At 37.5% G+C, this 17619-nt stretch carries 13 protein-coding genes and 1 pseudogene; 6 read left to right on the top strand and 8 right to left on the bottom strand.

Annotated features, from left to right (window positions below; genetic code table 11):
- Window positions 1-24: 24 nt before the first annotated feature.
- The 3 genes from LPB89_RS10890 to LPB89_RS10880 are packed head-to-tail and all read right to left on the bottom strand — an operon-like array spanning window position 25 to window position 2970.
- A complete protein-coding gene (locus LPB89_RS10890) occupies window positions 25-951 on the bottom strand; it encodes an SDR family NAD(P)-dependent oxidoreductase (RefSeq protein ID WP_230701773.1) in 927 nt (308 codons plus the stop codon).
- Between the two features lie 5 nt (window positions 952-956).
- On the bottom strand, window positions 957-2060 hold the full coding sequence (locus LPB89_RS10885) for a phosphotransferase enzyme family protein (RefSeq protein WP_230701772.1): 1104 nt from the start codon (window positions 2058-2060) through the stop codon (window positions 957-959).
- 1 nt (window position 2061) lies between these two features.
- Window positions 2062-2970: a sugar phosphate nucleotidyltransferase gene (locus LPB89_RS10880; protein WP_230701771.1), complete on the bottom strand. Its 909-nt coding sequence runs from the start codon at window positions 2968-2970 to the stop codon at window positions 2062-2064.
- 318 nt (window positions 2971-3288) lie between these two features.
- On the opposite strand from LPB89_RS10880, the gene LPB89_RS10875 reads away from it, so the two are divergent.
- Window positions 3289-4329 (top strand): substrate-binding domain-containing protein, encoded by a 1041-nt coding sequence (locus LPB89_RS10875; RefSeq protein ID WP_230701769.1) that lies wholly within the window; start codon window positions 3289-3291, stop codon window positions 4327-4329.
- A 240-nt stretch (window positions 4330-4569) separates the two neighbouring features.
- Here LPB89_RS10875 and LPB89_RS10870 read toward each other — a convergent pair whose 3' ends face one another.
- The 4 genes from LPB89_RS10870 to LPB89_RS10855 all read right to left on the bottom strand — a co-directional run bounded on the left by LPB89_RS10870 (window position 4570) and on the right by LPB89_RS10855 (window position 9091).
- On the bottom strand, window positions 4570-5205 hold the full coding sequence (locus LPB89_RS10870; protein WP_230701768.1) for a carbohydrate-binding family 9-like protein: 636 nt from the start codon (window positions 5203-5205) through the stop codon (window positions 4570-4572).
- Window positions 5206-5282: 77 nt separating this feature from the next.
- The gene (locus tag LPB89_RS10865) at window positions 5283-7142 is read right to left on the bottom strand and encodes a T9SS type A sorting domain-containing protein (RefSeq protein ID WP_230701767.1); all 1860 of its coding nucleotides are present in this window, start codon (window positions 7140-7142) and stop codon (window positions 5283-5285) included.
- A 565-nt stretch (window positions 7143-7707) separates the two neighbouring features.
- Window positions 7708-8400 carry an SIMPL domain-containing protein gene (locus LPB89_RS10860; protein ID WP_154343723.1) on the bottom strand — a complete coding sequence of 231 codons (693 nt, stop codon included), beginning with the start codon at window positions 8398-8400 and terminating at the stop codon, window positions 7708-7710.
- A gap of 52 nt (window positions 8401-8452) precedes the next feature.
- Window positions 8453-9091, bottom strand: a complete 639-nt coding sequence (locus LPB89_RS10855) for a rhomboid family intramembrane serine protease (protein ID WP_230701766.1) — start codon at window positions 9089-9091, stop codon at window positions 8453-8455.
- Between the two features lie 111 nt (window positions 9092-9202).
- Between LPB89_RS10855 and LPB89_RS10850 the strand changes: the two genes are divergently transcribed.
- Both LPB89_RS10850 and LPB89_RS10845 read left to right on the top strand, forming a co-directional pair.
- Window positions 9203-10078 carry a lysophospholipid acyltransferase family protein gene (locus LPB89_RS10850; protein ID WP_230701765.1) on the top strand — a complete coding sequence of 292 codons (876 nt, stop codon included), beginning with the start codon at window positions 9203-9205 and terminating at the stop codon, window positions 10076-10078.
- A 198-nt stretch (window positions 10079-10276) separates the two neighbouring features.
- Window positions 10277-11761 (top strand): glycosyl hydrolase, encoded by a 1485-nt coding sequence (locus LPB89_RS10845; RefSeq protein WP_230701764.1) that lies wholly within the window; start codon window positions 10277-10279, stop codon window positions 11759-11761.
- Between the two features lie 73 nt (window positions 11762-11834).
- Here the strand turns inward: LPB89_RS10845 and glmM are convergent, their stop codons facing one another.
- Window positions 11835-13223 carry a phosphoglucosamine mutase gene (glmM, locus tag LPB89_RS10840; RefSeq protein WP_154343731.1) on the bottom strand — a complete coding sequence of 463 codons (1389 nt, stop codon included), beginning with the start codon at window positions 13221-13223 and terminating at the stop codon, window positions 11835-11837.
- A gap of 250 nt (window positions 13224-13473) precedes the next feature.
- On the opposite strand from glmM, the gene LPB89_RS10835 reads away from it, so the two are divergent.
- The 3 genes and pseudogenes from LPB89_RS10835 to LPB89_RS10825 all read left to right on the top strand — a co-directional run bounded on the left by LPB89_RS10835 (window position 13474) and on the right by LPB89_RS10825 (window position 17598).
- On the top strand, window positions 13474-14058 hold the full coding sequence (locus tag LPB89_RS10835; RefSeq protein ID WP_127338820.1) for an ACP phosphodiesterase: 585 nt from the start codon (window positions 13474-13476) through the stop codon (window positions 14056-14058).
- A pseudogene (gene ggt, locus LPB89_RS10830) lies at window positions 14055-15739 on the top strand (gamma-glutamyltransferase). The gene LPB89_RS10835 and the pseudogene ggt overlap by 4 nt, the downstream one beginning before the upstream one ends.
- Window positions 15740-15813: 74 nt before the next feature.
- The gene (locus LPB89_RS10825) at window positions 15814-17598 is read left to right on the top strand and encodes a chloride channel protein (RefSeq protein WP_230701763.1); all 1785 of its coding nucleotides are present in this window, start codon (window positions 15814-15816) and stop codon (window positions 17596-17598) included.
- Window positions 17599-17619: the final 21 nt, after the last annotated feature.

Raw genomic sequence — 17619 nt, 5'->3', positions numbered from 1 at the left:
TATTGGTTTTTGGGTTAGTTATTTTTATTTACTGACTAATTCCTGATGGTAAAAAAGAATGGTTTCTTCTAAGGCTTTATCAATGGTATATTCCGGTTTGAAGCCCAATTGATTGAATTTTTCAGGATTGGCTTTCGAATGTTTGATGTCTCCGGGTCTTTCTTCAAGAAATTTTAGCTGCGATTTTGAATTGGTAATTTTTATGATTTTTTCGGCCAATTCTAATACCGAAGTGCTGTGTCCGAGTGCTACATTGTAGGTTTCATTTCCTTTTTGGGAAGCCAGGATATTCGCTTTTACAACATCTTTGACATAAATAAAATCTCTGGTTTGCGAGCCGTCGCCATAAATAATGATGGGTTCGTTCTGAAGCGCTTTATTAATAAAAATAGGCACTGCCGCCGCATACGCCGATTCGGGGTTCTGGTGCGGGCCAAAAACATTAAAGTATCTCAACGATGCTGTTGGAACCTGATACTGATCAAGATACATTTTTAAATAATATTCCCCGTCTAGTTTTGTAACTGCATAAGGTGTCATGGGTTCCGGAAACATGGTTTCTACTTTTGGCAAAACCGGATTGTTGCCATAGTTCGCTGCAGATGTTGACAACACCACTTTACAGCCTGTATTATTTCTGGCAGCCTCCAGAATATTGATAGTTCCGACGGTATTGATTTCGATACATTCTTTAATTTTCAACAAAGACTCCGGAACGCTTACCAATGCAGCCAGATGAAAAATTCCGCTTGCTCCGCTTACCACTTCATTTACTAAATTTTCATCGCGAATATCTCCTTGTACAAAATCAACATTCAAACCGTTTAGGTTGTGTTTGAATCCCGTTCTTAAGCTATCAAGTATAGTAACCTGATGGCCTTCTTTCGATAAATGCTCGGCAATGTGGCTTCCAATAAAACCGGCACCTCCGGTAATGACATATTTTTTCATTTGTATTATTTTAATGATCCGATGAAATTCAGATTGTAATCTTCCATTTCCTTAAATTGTTCCGAAAGACTTTCAATCAGTTTGAATTGATTTTTGGAGCGATCCAGATTATGTTCCGGGTATTCGGTTTTATAGTATATATCGTCATTTAAGAAGTCTGTCAGAAAGCGCAATGCCATGATAAATACCATCGTTTTGGCACCAAGCGGCAGGTATTTTATTTCTAACAGCGAAAGGGACGAATTTGTTTTTTCCAGAAAACCTTTTACATAAGCTTTGTAATACTGTAAATTGAAATTCACCCGTTCGAGGTCTTTTTCATCTTCGGCAGCCGTATTGCAAATGGTTCGTATGGCATCCCCAAAATCATAATGGATAATTCCGGGCATCACCGTATCGGTATCGATGACGCAAAGCCCCTTTTTGTCCGCATCGAAAAGTGCGTTTGATATTTTGGTATCATTGTGCGTCACTCTTAATTTAATTTTTTCGGTATCTTTTAATTTTTGCAAAACGTGCATCTCTTCTTTAAGTTCGTGAACTAGGTTAATGCAGGTTTTGGCTTGTTCGATTCGTTGTACCGAAGCTTCCTTTAAGGCAATATCAAACTGGGCATAACGAAATGCCATATTATGAAAATTCGGAATGACTTCTGTAAGTTTTCTGGCATCAAAATCACTGGTCAGATTCAGGAACTCTCCAAATAACTTGCCTCCTTCATAGGCAATTTCTTCATTATTAACGGTTTCAAAAGTCAGGCTTCCTTCTATATACACCATCATATTCCAGAAATTTCCTGCCGCATCTTGATAATAAAAAACACCTTTTCTGGTGCCGATGAAAGTTAAAACACGACGTTTTAGTTCGTTTTCCGGTAAATGTTTCAGTTTCTTCAGCAGATGTTTGCTTACGCTGACCTTATTGGCAATAAGACCGGGAACGTCTTTAAAAACGCCATCGTTAATGCGCTGCAAAATAAACTGTTTACGACTATCAGTTGTTATCAAATACGTATCATTGATATGACCGGACGCCAGTTCTTCAAAACTTTTGAAAACCCCGATATGGTCAAACTGGTCGAATATAAATTTTAAATGTTCCGTTTCCATATTACCAGAGGTTAGTTGGATAAACTTTTTGGGCTCTCAGCTTTTCGATTTCTTTTTTTACAATTTCCTTATCTTCCTTGTAGGTCACTCCAAACCATTTTGCATTCGACTGAAGTACTTCAAGCGATGCATTCTCTGATTTTAAAATCTCATTTACAACAGAGGTAATAAAAAATTCGGCTTTTAAATCGTGTTCGTTTTCTTTCAGGAATTCTTCAAAAAGAGCACCGCCAAATTCAAAACATTTTGGCGTAAAACCCCAGAAATTCATAGAAACGATTGTATTTTCATCAATGGGAATAAAATCACCGTTATCCTCTTTACGCATGAGTGTACCGTTTATTTTTTCGATATGGGTACGTTCGGTAACATCGGTCAGAAAATTATTTTCATCTACCTGACATTCGCCTCTTGACACGAAGCCATGATCAGAAACCGTATTTTTCAGGAGATAGGCCATCATGTTGAAATGATAAGATTCCTTGTCCATTTCGGTTAAGGCTTTTGCCATGATCTCAAAAGCTTCTTTTCCGTAAAAATCATCGGCATTAATAATCGCAAAATTTTCGGTTACTTCATCCTTTGCCATTAGCAGGGCATGCCCGGTTCCCCAGGGCTTTTTTCTTTCCGGATTTTGATATTGTTTCGGAACATTGCCAATTTCCTGAAAAACATATCCTATTTCGGCTTTTCCTTCCAGTTTTTTATTAAATATTTCTTTGCATTCTTCTTCAATATTTTTACTTATAATAAATACAAATTTTCCAAAGCCTGCCTGCAATGCGTCATATATCGAAAAATCCATAATGGTATCTCCTTCGGGAGTAAATGTATCTAACTGTTTTAATCCTCCATATCGACTTCCAATACCTGCCGCCAAGATCACGAGAGTAGGTTTACTTTTGCTCATTTAAATAGTATATTAATGGTTTATTATTTTTAATTGTTTTTGGCTGGATTTTATTTTCAAATTCATTTCAAAAAGCATCCTGAAAAAATTATACTGCATATTGAAAACTTCTCTTATAAATCGAAAAATAAATATTAATCTGACAATATTTACGTTAATATCATAAACTATATGATTAATATTCGGCTAAAATATATATTAATATTTTATAAAAAAAGAAAATTGTGTTAAAATGTGCTCGAACACAATTAAAATGTTTTCGAACACATAAAATTTAATATTTTCTCATATTTGATTTTTATATATATTTGTTTCTATATGGAAAAAATTTATACAATTAAGGATATCGCAGAACTTGCGGGTGTCTCTAAAGGCACTGTAGACCGCGTTTTGCATAAAAGAGGAAAAGTCTCTCAGGATGCCCTTGACAGGGTGAATGAAGTGCTGGATAAGATTGATTATCAGCCCAACTTGATGGCACGAAGTTTAAAGAAGACACAAATCTATTCCATATGTGTTTTATTGCCGGATTCTAAAAATGATCCGTACTGGCAGCCTTGTATTGACGGTATTAATGAAGCCAAAAAAGAATTTAAGTCTTTTAATGTAAAAGTTGAAATTTTCCTGTTTGATGCGACAAGCACCGTATCGTTTGTAGAAACGAATAAAGCCGTTTTAGCAGCTTCGCCCGATGCCGTTTTGTTAGTTCCCCTTTTTCATAAAGAAGCGAATGAGGCTATTGAAACGTATAATTCAAAAGGTATTATCACGAGTATTTTTAATAACCAGCTTAAATCCAGTTCCATAAAAAGTTTTGTGGGCCAGGATTTATTTCAAAGCGGAAGAATTGCTGCCCGATTACTGGAATTGCTGCTTCAGAAAGGCACTATCGCCATCGTCCATATCGATGAAGATTATGAGAACGCCATTCACATGCAGGAAAAGGAAAAAGGATTCCGGGATTATTTTGACCTGTCTGGTAAAGGAAAATTTGAAATCAAAACTTTTAAGGTCAAACATCCTCAGTTTAAAACGACGCTTAAAGAGTATTTAGAAGCAAATCCAACTATTGGAGGCCTGTTTGTAACGACTTCCAAAGCGTATCAGGTGGCGAAAATTATCGCTAAAAATCCCGAAAAGAAAATTGCCCTTGTGGGTTATGATTTACTGGAAAACAATCTGGAATATTTAAATAATAAAACAATCGACTTTTTGATTCACCAAAATCCAAAAAGACAGGCGTATTTAGGAACCACCAGTCTGATTGAGCACTTTATCTTTGAAAAAGAAATCAGTGCCGAAAAGCTGCTGCCAATCGATATTATCAATACCGAAAACGCTAAAGATTATTTTTTATAAATCTAATGAACGTAGCTTAACCGCAAGGTTCGCTAAGGTTTACGCAAGGCACGCTAAATATTCTCATGAAGCGTTATAAAGTTTACGCAAAGCAGGCTAAATTATTTCACGCAAAGTCGCAAAGTCGCAAAGAAAAACTAAAATAGAAAACTTTGCGACTTTGCGACTTTGCGTGATTAAAAAAAAACAGCTTTGCGAACCTTGCGGTTAAGCTAAGTTAAATAAATTACAAATAAGTCCTTACCCTAAAGTCAAAGTACCAAAAGAGCTGGCAACATGAAAATTGGGAGTTTCAGTATCCGGATCTACCCATGAAATCCAGGTAGGTTCAAACAGGTTATTTTGCTGTTTTTTATATTTGGCCCTGAAAAGTCCGGCTTCAATAGTACGGCCTTTAATTAAGTTAAAGTTCATTAAAGACTGAATACTGATCGCTATCTCAACAACGAAATACTCCTCTTTGATATGAGATTTAATAACAATATCATTTTTGGGCCAGTTCCAGTCAAAATCAAATTTTTTGGCCGGAGATGCCTTAAAGTCCATGATTCTGGGCGTTGGATCAATTTCTAAACAATAATAGGGATTTAGGGTTTCATCTGTCCTGAAAAAAATCTCTATCCTGTCTGATTCCCCAATGCTGTCAACCGAATCATCTTTCCTGTCGATATGAATATTGGTATCATAAACAGTATATGAAAAATAAATATTTTTAAGATCCCATAAGGCCCTGAATTCAATTTTTTCAGGTTCTGCATTATCCCACGGAGAACTAAAATCAGTTAGTACTTCTGCCTGCTGCCAAAGCGGGTTATCTGCTAAACCATTTATTTGCAGAATATTTTCTTCGATACGATTTACAGTATAATTTTTCATTTTAAAAAGGTACGAAATTTTAAAAACAAAAAAAGGGGCAAAAAAGAAAAATCTCTTTTGCCCATTAGAAATTACTATTATTTCAGGTATACTTTAGTATTACTTAACTCATGATCAGCATTAATCTGAAGAATAACCAGTTGCGATTTCTTTAAATCAGAAACAGTAATGGTTGCCGTACTAACCCCATTATATTCTCCTTTTACAAGTACTCTTCCGTTTAAATCCAATACAGAAATCGTTGCTGTCTTAATTTCTTTTCCAAAATTAACAGTGATTATATCGGATGCCGGATTAGGGAAAACCGCAAAGTCAGGGTTAATTTCTTTGGTTACTTCCACAGCTGCCGATTTTTTAGCAGTCGATCCTGTCTGCAATTCAGAACAGCCAATATCGATTCTGCCATTTCTCTTGCGAATATCATCATCAAAATCCAGGGTACCGGAATACGTGCTATTGTAAGTCGGGTCCCCTTTATCTGTAGCGAAAGCTCCGGTGGCTAAAGTAAAATTAAAAGCCGCCGCATTTACAAATCCTGGCAACCCTGTAACTGAATTAACATCCAGACCTGTGGCTGTCGCAAATGTCGTTGGATTATAAGAGCCTGTAGTTGAACTTCCGTTGAAACTTACTCCCGTTAAATCAATAGTGAAATCCGTATTGGTTTCTCTGTAAAATAAATTATAGTTCGATACAAAGCCAGACACAGTATACCCTGAAGAAGCCAGAAGCAGTTTTTTACCCGTTGTAGCATACAAAATATTATTTTTGAACGTAATTCCCGAGCTGTTCTGAAGATGAACCTCTCCTCCGAAATTATCCGCAATAGTCCCCACGGCAACACCGGCAATAGTCGTAACGCCATTGATAACCGCTCCTGTTCTGTTTTTATAAAAAGTGTTGTTGAAAATTTTAGTGTTCCCGACACTTGTTGTGTAACCGCTTCCGATAACACCGCCAAAAATAGCTCCGGTCACTACATTATTATAAACCGAATTGTTATTTACAATATGTCCGGTAGACTGGCCACCATTTCCTGTGGCTGTATTCTGTTCAGAACCCACTGCAATTCCAACACCGCATCGGTACACTTCATTTCTTTGTACCGTACAGTTTAAGGCACCGTCTACATAAATACCGGCACTATTGGCAACGGCACTCATACAATTAAAAACTTCATTCGAAGCAATCACACCATTTCTTGCCTGGTTATTGCTTGTTGCCCCGGTCGATGTATAATTTCCGGCAGCAACAATTCCGATGTTGGCGATATCATAAACCGTATTTCCTGAAACCGAGAAACCATTTACATTTCCGGTTACGGTTACGGCTTCTCCCCAGCCAGTGGCACAGTTCGCTACTTCGTTATTTTCAATTTTAACATTGGTAATCGCGTATGTGGCATTCCCTCCGTCGACTTTGATCGCGTTGGCTACAATTCCGCTATTGGCAGGAATTGACGAAAGATTGTTGCTGATCCATCCGATATTTTTTACAATACAATTTTTGATCGTGATGTTGTTCAGATTAGCCGTTGCGCCGGAATTGGCTAAAATCCATATTCCCTTGCTTCCGTTTGCAATTTTGTTTGAAATAGTTAAACCATCAATGGTCACACTGCTTGTATTGACAATTCCCAATACATAAGTATCTGAGCTTGTCCAGCCGGAAGCGTTGATAACCACAGCAGACGAACCGCTTTTTTGAATCGTCAGCGGTTTCCCGACAAAAATAGGGCCTGTTACAGGATACGTTCCTGATAAAACCAATACGGTTCCGCCGGACGGAGCCACCTGAACTCCTTTGGCAATGGTCTTGAATGGTAAGGCAGCTGTTCCTGTTCCTGTAACATCATTTCCGGTTGTAGCGACATACGTCTGGGCAAATCCCTGCACAAAACACAATAAAATAATAAATGTAATTTTTCTGATTTTCATAATTTGATATTTTGGATTAAACAATTAAAAAAACTATAATTAAATATTGCAATATTTCTACAGTATAAATAAGCCTGTTTTATTCCGTTAAACTTTAAAAATCAATTCGTTAAAATCTAAAATTGAAAGTAACTTTTGATTGAAAAGAAGGTTTAGAAAAAACGTAAAGTAGCTTATTTCAGACGAATGTAAAAAATGTAATTTAATTGGCAACATGAAAACAAAAAAAAATGTGTTCGAACACAAAAAAAAGTGAAAATCCGAAAAAATGTACTATTTTACTTATAGCTAAATATACGTTTTTGGAAGTTCAACGAAATGTGTTTGAACACAATTAAGAAAAATACTATGTTATTAAGAAGTGAAAGATGCAAAGTGAAAGGTAAAAGTGCTACCTAAGGGGTGAAGATTTAACCGCAAAGCACACAAGGAAAAAAGCGCAAGGTTCGCAAGGCTTATAATAAACTTTGCGAACCTTGCGAAAAACCTTGCGCCCTTGCGGTTAAAAAAAATCCCAAACTCCGGATTTGGAATTTGGGATTTTATAATATTGTTATTTTAAACTTTAGTCCAGAATAAAACTAACCGTAACGTTTGCTAAAATCTCGATTTCGCCAATTGCTAAAGTTTCGTTTGCAGCTCCGGCTGTATCTGCAGATTCTTTCATTCTCATCGCCGCATACATTGGTTGCGGGTGGTATACCTGAGAATTATCAGAAATCGTGTAAGCTTTACCTACTTTTTGTCCTAAAACAGAAACATAGTCTTCAGCTTTTGCTTTTGCGTCTTTAATGGCCAATTTTCTGGCTTCTGACTGGTATTGTGCTAATTTAGAAGACTCAAAAGAAACATTATCTAAACGGTTAATTCCCTGTTGAACCAAACCTTCCATTAACTCATCGTATTTCGCTAAATCTTTCAATACAATTTCTACTGTCTGAGCAGCATTATAAGTTGTTTTCTTTTTCTCGTAATCGTATATCGGATTCAGAGCTACTTGTTTTGTTTTGAAATCTGCTGTTGGAATATTCATTTTTTTGATGAATTTCAAAACGGCATCCATTTTTTCATCATTTTGTTTTTTGACGTCTTTAGCATTATTCCCTTTTGTTTCAACCGTAGCTGAAATACAAACCTGATCAGGTGCTATTTTTACTTTACCTTCTCCATTAACATTGATTTGTGGAATTTGTTTGATTTCCTGGCCGTAAGACATAGTCATAAACATGATTGTTAAAAATAATACTAGTTTTTTCATTTTTGTTATATTTAAATTGTTTGATAGTTTCATTTCAAAAGTTGTGCCAGCATTACAATTTGCCCAATTTCGCCATTCCGAAAAGTATCAAAATCGGAATTGCCAGCAGAATTACCATTAAGGTATGATCGGCAAATAAAGAAGGTACTTTGATCAGTGTGATCAGATAACCGCCTATGGCGCCTCCAAAATGCGCTGTATGTCCGATATTATCATTTTTGGCTTTCATGCCATAAATTGAATACAATAAATACAAAATTCCGAAGAGATAGGCCGGTATTGGAATTACAAAAAAGATACCCAGCATCATATCGGGCTGCAATAAAATGGCAGAATACAAAACACCTGTTACTGCTCCCGATGCACCAACAGCCCTGTAACTGTAATCGTTTTTATGAAACAGCATGGTAAGCAAACTTCCAAAAATAAGGCTTCCAAAATAAACGAGGACAAAAGAGAAATCTCCCAGCCAGCTTAAAACCACAGGAGCAAAAAACCAAAGTGTCAGCATATTAAAAATCAAATGCATCATATCTGCATGCAAAAACCCTGATGATAACATTCTGATCTGCTCGCCGGAACGAATACTTCCGACATGAAATTCGTATTTTCTAAAAAAGGCAATATCATTAAAACCTTTGTAACTTATAAGTGCATTGGCCACTATTATCCCAATCAAAATGGTATTCATAAAAAATATTTAATGTGAATTGTAAAGATACTCATTCTCCCAGATAAGTCAGTAACAAACCAAAATATCGGTCGTTATTCATTTTTACTTTATATTTGCAAAAAAAATTACATGCAATTTCTCGTTTATATTTTGGCCTACCCTATTCTCTGGCTTATCTCTATACTACCTTTCCGAATATTTTATTGGTTTTCTGATTTTGTGTTTTTTCTGGTGTATTATGTTTTAGGATACCGCAGAAAAGTGGTGCGTGAAAATCTGGCTTTGGCTTTGCCACATCTGAATTTGGCTGAACGAAAAGTGATCGAAAAGAAATTTTATCAGCACATGTGCGATATGTTTCTGGAAACAATTAAAACCATGGGCATTTCACCGGAAGAAATGGATAAAAGATTTCAAATCACCAATCTTGATCTTATAAAAGAATATGCAAAGAAAGGAAAGAGCGTTATTCTGGTCGCTTCACATTATGCGAGCTATGAATGGCTTTTAACTATGAACACTAAAATTGATTTTAAAGGAATTGCTGTTTATAAAACACTGGCCAATCCTTATTTTGACCGATTGGTTCGAAGAATTCGTTCTAAATATGATACCGAATTAATTGAAACCAGAAAGGCAATTCCGCTGATGGCCCAAAACCAGCGGGCAGCAATTTTAAGCATGTACGGTCTGGCTAGTGATCAGTCTCCAAAACTCGACAGGATTTTTCATTCGATGAAATTTATGGGTGTTGAGGTTCCGGTACACACTGGTGCTGAAATGCTGGCCAAAAAATACGATTTGAGTGTTATAATGGTGAAAGTAAAAAAAGTAGCAAGAGGTTATTATGAAGCTACCTTCCTTCCTATTGCCGAAAACCCAAACGATTATGCCAATTTTGATCTTACCGAGAAATATTTAAGAGAGGTGGAAAAACAAATCCTTGAAGCCCCGGAATATTATTTATGGACACACAAAAGATGGAAACACAGAGTTGATAAATAGTTTCATAACGAAATAAAAAAATCCAAAAAGCAATTGTCGCTTTTTGGATTTTTTCGTTTTAAAGCTTTTCAAAAAGCCACAAAACAGATTTGATGTGTTTTTGTACTGTTTTTTTGATAAGATATTAATGACAAATTAAACCAACAATAATATCTTTGAAACTGATAAAAAATTTCCCAAAATCTAATTTATCTCCCTATGACAAAAAACCTATCTTTTACAGCATTGCTGTTCTGTTTTTCAATGGCCCTGTTGGCCCAAAGTCCAAAACGCGGAATCGCTTACGGCTACCATTCCCAGGAAGATTTACTGGCACTGAAACCCGGCGTTTCGTGGTGGTACAACTGGAGTCCTTCCCCGGATCAGGCTATTGAACCCAATTACCAATCTATCGGTGTTGAATTTGTACCCATGGTATGGGGTAAAATCTCAGATGCCGATGTACAGGGCTTCATTGCCAAAATAAAACCCGGCGCCAGATATTTATTAGCCTTTAATGAGCCGAATTTTAATAACGGTGCCAGACTTACCCCTCAGGAAGCGGTGAATGCCTGGGTAAATGTTGAAAAAATCGCAGCAGCAAAAAATCTCGAAATCGTAAGTGCGTCACCTGCATTTAATGGCCCGGATAATTATGGCGGATACACCAGTCCGACTGCCTGGCATGATCAGTTTTTTCTTTTATGTCCCAATTGCAAAGTCGATTATATTGCTTTTCATACGTATGATGCCACAGCAGGATCTGTTATTGGCGTTACGGGACTTTTGAAAAAATACAATCGTCCGGTTTGGGTCACTGAATTTGCGAATAGAGTCGTTCAGACTGCAGCTGAGAAAACGAAGTTTATGAAAGAAATTGTAACCAGTTTTGAAAACGATCCCGACATTTACCGCTATTCCTGGTTTACGGGCCGGGTTGACCCTGACTGGCTGGATATGGCCGAAGGTCCTTTATTGGCTCCGCAAAGTGGTGTTTTAAGACCTATTGGAACTGAATATATTAATACGACTTACACTGCTAAAAAGATGACTGTTCCGGGCAGAATCACCGCCAATAAACATTATCGCAGAAAAGGCACCACTTTATCAAACACAACTGATTCCGGAACAGGTCAAAATGTTACTTCGATCAGCAGCGGAGACTGGAATGAATTTATGCTGAATGTTGACAATGCCGGTACTTATAATTTTACTTTAAGAGTGGCATCCGCTACAATTCCCGGAAAATTTGACATTTTGGTCAACAATACGGTTGTTAAAACAGACGAAACCTTTCCGGCAACCGGAGGTGTACAGACGTATGCCAACAAAATTGTAAACGGAATTGCATTGCCAAAAGGAGAAGTTTACCTGAAAATCAGGTTCAAATCAAATGATATGAATTTTAATTTTATTGATGTTGCCACGGCGAACCTCGGTGTAAATGATCCTGCAATTGAAAAAGATTCTTTTATGGTTTATCCTAATCCGGTTAAGGAGCAGTCTACTCTTCACATCAAATCGGAAACGACAGAACCTTTACATTTGAAAATTATCGATATAAAAGGAAGTACCTGTTATTCTTCGGATGATTATTTTACCAATGAAGATATTAAGATTGGAGACAAACTCCAGAACGGGGTTTATATCGTAACCGCAACTTATGGTACAGTCAAAAGATCACTGAAAATTATCAAAAAATAAATTTTGGTTTTAGAATAAAAAAAACCTCTTTCAAATCGATGAAAGAGGTGTTTTTTATTTGAATTGTTCAGTATTAAATTCCTGCAATCGCTTTGATTTCATCAATAATGCGAAGTGCCAGGACATCGGCTTTTTCCTGAGAAGGCGCTTCTGTATAAATTCTGATGATTGGTTCTGTGTTTGATTTTCTTAAGTGCACCCATTCAGTAGCAAAATCAATTTTCACACCATCAATTGTCGTGATATCTTCGTTTTTATATTTTTCGGTCATGGCAACCAAAATAGCGTCAACATCAATTTGTGGTGTTAATTCAATTTTATTTTTGCTCATATAATACTCCGGATACGAAGCTCTCAAAGCCGAAACAGACATTTTCTTATTGGCCAGATGCGTTAAAAACAACGCTACTCCAACCAGACTATCACGCCCGTAATGCGATTCCGGGTAGATAATTCCGCCGTTTCCTTCACCACCGATAATGGCATTATTTTTTTTCATGAGTTCCACTACATTCACCTCACCTACCGCACTGGCTTCGTAGCTGCCTTTGTGGCCAACCGTAACATCACGCAAAGCACGTGAAGACGACATATTGGAAACGGTATTTCCAGGTGTTTTACTCAGTACATAATCGGCACAAGCCACCAAAGTATATTCTTCGCCAAACATCTCCCCGTCTTCGCTGATAAAAGCCAAACGATCCACATCCGGATCTACTACCACTCCAAGATGTGCTTTTTCTTTTACGACCAATTCAGAAATGTCTGTCAGATGCTCTTTTAAAGGTTCCGGGTTATGAGGGAAATGTCCGTTTGGTTCGCAGTACAATTTTACTACTTCAACACCCATCAACTCCAACAATCTTGGAATGATAATTCCTCCTGATGAATTCACCCCATCCACAACAACTTTAAACTTTGCCGCTTTTACAGCTTCAACATCCACTAAAGCTAAGTTTAACACTTCGTCGATATGGATATCCATATACGCATCGTTTATGGTGATTTCTCCCAAATTGTCTACATCTGAAAAGTCGAAAGCTTCTGCCTCGGCAATTTCAAGAATTTTAGCACCTTCAGCACCGCTTAGAAATTCGCCTTTTTCATTTAGCAATTTCAGGGCATTCCACTGTTTGGGATTGTGGGAAGCCGTCAGGATAATTCCGCCATCTGCCTTTTCCAATGGTACTGCAATTTCTACCGTTGGTGTAGTTGAAAGCCCAAGATCAATTACATTAATTCCTAAACCAATTAAAGTATTTACTACAAGATTATGAATCATCGGGCCTGAAATTCGGGCATCACGACCAATCACAACCGTCAGTTTTTCTTTAGAAGTGTTATTTTTAAGAAAAGTCCCGTAAGCCGATGCAAATTTCACAGCATCAACAGGAGTCAGGTTATCTCCTACTTTTCCACCAATAGTTCCACGTATACCTGAAATAGATTTTATTAAAGTCATTTTTTTGAGTTATGGTTACCAATTACAAATATAGAAAAGTTAGTAAGGTTCTTAGGTGCCAAGAGGCTAAGATTTTCTGAAAAAGTTGCTGAGGGGCTAAGTTACTTAGGTGCTGAGATTTTAATGGAGCAGTAAATCATTCTTTAAACGATATAAAAAAGTTTTCATACATTTACTAAAATAAACTTAGCGTGCTACCACCTAAGTGCCTTAGCACCTTAGTACCTAAGAAACTTAGCACCTCAAAAAAATGAATTTTCTAGCACATATTTATTTGTCAGGAGACAATGATCTGATCAAAATTGGCAATTTTATGGCCGATGGAATCCGCGGAAAACAATTTGAACATTTTCCGGAAGATGTCCAGAAAGGAATCATTCTGCACCGTTCGATAGATACTTACACCGACTCGCATGATGTTTTCAGGCAAAGTACCAAGCGTCTACATGAAAAATACCACCACTATTCCGGAGTGATTGTAGACATTGTTTACGATCATTTTTTAGCTAAAAACTGGACTAAATATTCTGACGAAAAACTGGAAACCTTCATTAACCGGTTTTACAGATCCTTACATGAAAACTACGATATCCTGACCGAAAAAACGCAGGACTTAATGCCGTATATGATTCAGCGAAACTGGCTTTTGAGTTATCAGACCGTTGAAGGGATTCATCAGATCTTAACGCAGATGGACCGAAGATCCAAAAATGAATCCAAAATGCAGTTTGCCAGTACCGAATTAAAAGAATTTTACACCGAATTCGAACAGGAATTTACGCTCTTTTTTGAAGATATAAAAGAGCATGCAAAACAAAAATTACTCTTATTATGAGAAACATTACGCTTTTATTTACCTTCATCTATATTAGTTGCGCAGCGCAGCAGACCCCGGCAAAACCAACAGGATTGGTAGTTACAAAGCGATGGTCGTTTCCGCCCGTGAGGAAGCCTCAAAAATAGGGGTTGAAATTATGAAAAAAGGCGGTAACGCTTACGATGCGATGGTGGGTACAGAACTGGCGCTTGCCGTTGCTTTTCCGTTTGCGGGAAACATTGGCGGTGGCGGATTTATGGTATACCGAAAAGCAAACGGCGAAGTCGGGTCCTTAGATTATCGTGAAAAAGCCCCCTTGGCCGCGACCAAGGACATGTTTTTAGATCAAGACGGAAACGTAATTAAAGGAAAAAGCACCGAAACAGCTTTGGCAATTGGAGTTCCCGGTACTATTGCCGGTGTTTTTACCGTTCATAAAAAACTGGGATCACTGCCCATGTCCGAGATTTTAAAACCGGTAATTGCACTTGCTGAAAGAGGCGTAATTGTAACAAAAAAACAGGAAAAAAGCCTGGATGCTTACCGCGAAAGCATTGTCAGAATAAACGGAGACAAAACCCTCCTGGCAGCTGCCTTCAAAGAAAACGATACGATTAAATATACCGCCTTGGCTGAAACTTTAAAGAGAATTCAGAAAAACGGCAGCAATGAATTTTACAAAGGAAAAACTGCTAAAATCCTGGTGGATTATCTTAAGAAAAAAGGAGGCATTATCACGCTTCAAGATTTAGCGAAATATGAAGCCAAATGGAGAACACCGCTTCAGTTTACGTACAAAGATTTAAAATTAACCTCCATGTCTCCTCCAAGCAGTGGCGGAATCTGTCTGGCGCAAATTTTAAAAATGGTTGAACCGTACGATTTATCTAAATTAGGACATAACACCCCCGAATCCATTCAGATCATTGTTGAAGCTGAAAGAAGAGCCTACGCGGACAGAAGTCAATATTTAGGTGATCCGGATTTTGTAAAAATTCCGATTAAGGCCTTACTGGCTGATTCGTACTTAAAAGACCGAATGGCTACTTTTAATCCCGAAAAAGCGAGCTTATCCTCAGAAATAAAAGAAGGAAAAGTGACGTATAATGAAAGCACGGAAACTACCCATTATTCTATCGTGGATCAGTTTGGGAATGCTGTTGCGGCAACTACAACGCTAAATGACGGTTATGGCTCTAAATATTATTGTGACGAATTAGGTTTCTTTTTAAATAATGAAATGGACGATTTTAGCGCCAAGCCCGGATCTCCGAATATGTTTGGTTTAGTAGGAAATGAAGCCAACAGCATCGCACCGCAAAAACGTATGTTAAGTTCTATGACACCAACCATTGTGGAGAAAAACGGCAAACTGTTTATGGTAGTCGGTACGCCGGGCGGTTCGACTATTATTACTTCTGTTTTACAGACTATTCTAAATGTTTACGAATACAACCTAAGCATGCAGGAAGCGGTAAATGCCCCTCGTTTTCATCATCAGTGGCTGCCCGATCTTATTAATTTTGAGCAGGACACTTTTGATCCCGCAACGATCGAAAAACTAAGATTGAAAAACTATCTGATCAACGAAAAACCAAGTCCGATTATTGGTAAGGTGGATGCCATTTTAGTTCTTCCGAATAAAAATCTGGAAGGCGGCGCAGACTTCCGCGGTGATGATAAAGCAGTAGGCTTTTAATTTAGTTCCCTTTTTTTAATAGTTTTTTAAAGATTATAATTTAAATTTGTAGTATCCGTAATTTTTAAAACAGAATGCTAAAAAAATATTTCCGAAGACTCGAAAGCATTATTGCTTTGGCGCAATCCTTAATGACCCCAAAGCAATTTATTTTTTTATCAAGTGTTTTGATCGGCATTTCGTGTTCGCTTGCCGTAATTATACTAAAGACTTTTGCACACAGCGTTTTTTCATTTGCCACTTATATCAATGGAATTCTTAAATTAAGTTTCATTAATAGTTTACTTCCTATTATTGGAATTTTGCTTACCGTTCTGGTTGTCAAAAAAGTACTGAGCGGAACCATTCAGAAAGGAACCTCCCAAATACTGTATGCGGTTGCCAAAAAAGCAAGTATCATTCCGAAGAAACAGATGTATGCACAGATCGTAACCAGTTCGCTCACAGTTGGCTTAGGTGGTTCTGCCGGTTTAGAGAGCCCAATTGTAATCACAGGGGCTGCATTTGGTTCTAATTTTGCACAGAATTACAAATTACCTTATAAAGACAGAACCTTACTGATTGGCTGTGGTGTCGCCGCCGGAATATCAGCCGCATTTAATGCGCCCATTGCAGGCGTGCTTTTTGCCATAGAAGTTTTATTGGTTGATGTGAGTATTTCAGCTTTCACCCCGATCATGATTTCTGCTGCTACAGGTGCCATTGTATCTGCTATTTTATTAGATGAAAGTATCTTATTATCTTTCAGGCAGCAACAGACTTTCAATTATCATAATACCCCGTTTTATGTAATTTTAGGCGTATTAACAGGGCTTGTAGCCATCTATTATTCACGAAATTTCCAGAAAGTCGAACATTATTTTTCCAAACCGGAAATGGGACCTTATAAAAAAGCATTAATCGGATCTTCGATACTGGCTATTTTGATTTTTATCTTCCCTACTCTTTTTGGGGAAGGTTATGAAAGCATCAAAACATTATCTGAAAATGATCCTGGAAAATTATTAGACAATACCTTATTTAGTGATTACCGAAATAATAACTGGGTTTTGCTTGTTTTTGTCGGATGTACCTTGATGATAAAAGTACTGGCTACAGGTTTAACTATAGGAAGCGGTGGAAACGGAGGGAATTTTGCTCCTGCCTTGTTTATCGGTTCTTATTTGGGTTATTTTTTCTCCAAATTGATTAATATGACAGGCCTCACCAATCTGCCTGTCAGCAATTTCACAATGGTTGGAATGGCCGGGATCCTTAGTGGTTTGTTCCATGCACCGCTCACAGCCATCTTCCTGATTGCCGAAATAACGGGAGGTTACGGTTTAATGATTCCGCTGATGATTATATCGTCTATAAGTTTTGCGATTTCTAAAAAATTCGAAAAACATTCCCTGGATGTAAAAGGACTGGCTAAGAAAGGGCATGCCTTTACAAGTAATAAAGATTCCAATATCCTTTCAACTCTGGACATTGACTCCATTATCCAGACGGACTATTTAACCGTTCATCCTGATGAAAATCTAAGCAAACTGGTTGATCTAATCTCCCATTCCAATCAGGTCGTTTTTGCAGTTGTCAATAACGACAGGGATCTGGTTGGCGTTGTCCACTTTAATGACATCCGTGAAATTATTTTCAATTCATATCGTGTGAAATATACCGTGATCAAAGACGTCATGAAAACTCCGCCTGCTACCATTTCTTCCTACGACAGCATGGAAATCGTAATGAGTAAATTCGAAAATACAAAAACTGCTTTCATTCCCGTATTACGAAATGAGAAATACTACGGGTTCATTTCCAAATCGATAGCACTTGAAGCCTACAGAACCAAATTGCGTTCCATGACCATTGAATAAGCTTATTATCGGATAGGACAA

Origin of the sequence: Flavobacterium sp. ENC, assembly GCF_020991415.1 — a bacterium.
Lineage (GTDB): Bacteria > Bacteroidota > Bacteroidia > Flavobacteriales > Flavobacteriaceae > Flavobacterium.
This window is presented reverse-complemented; position numbering and strand designations above follow the sequence as displayed.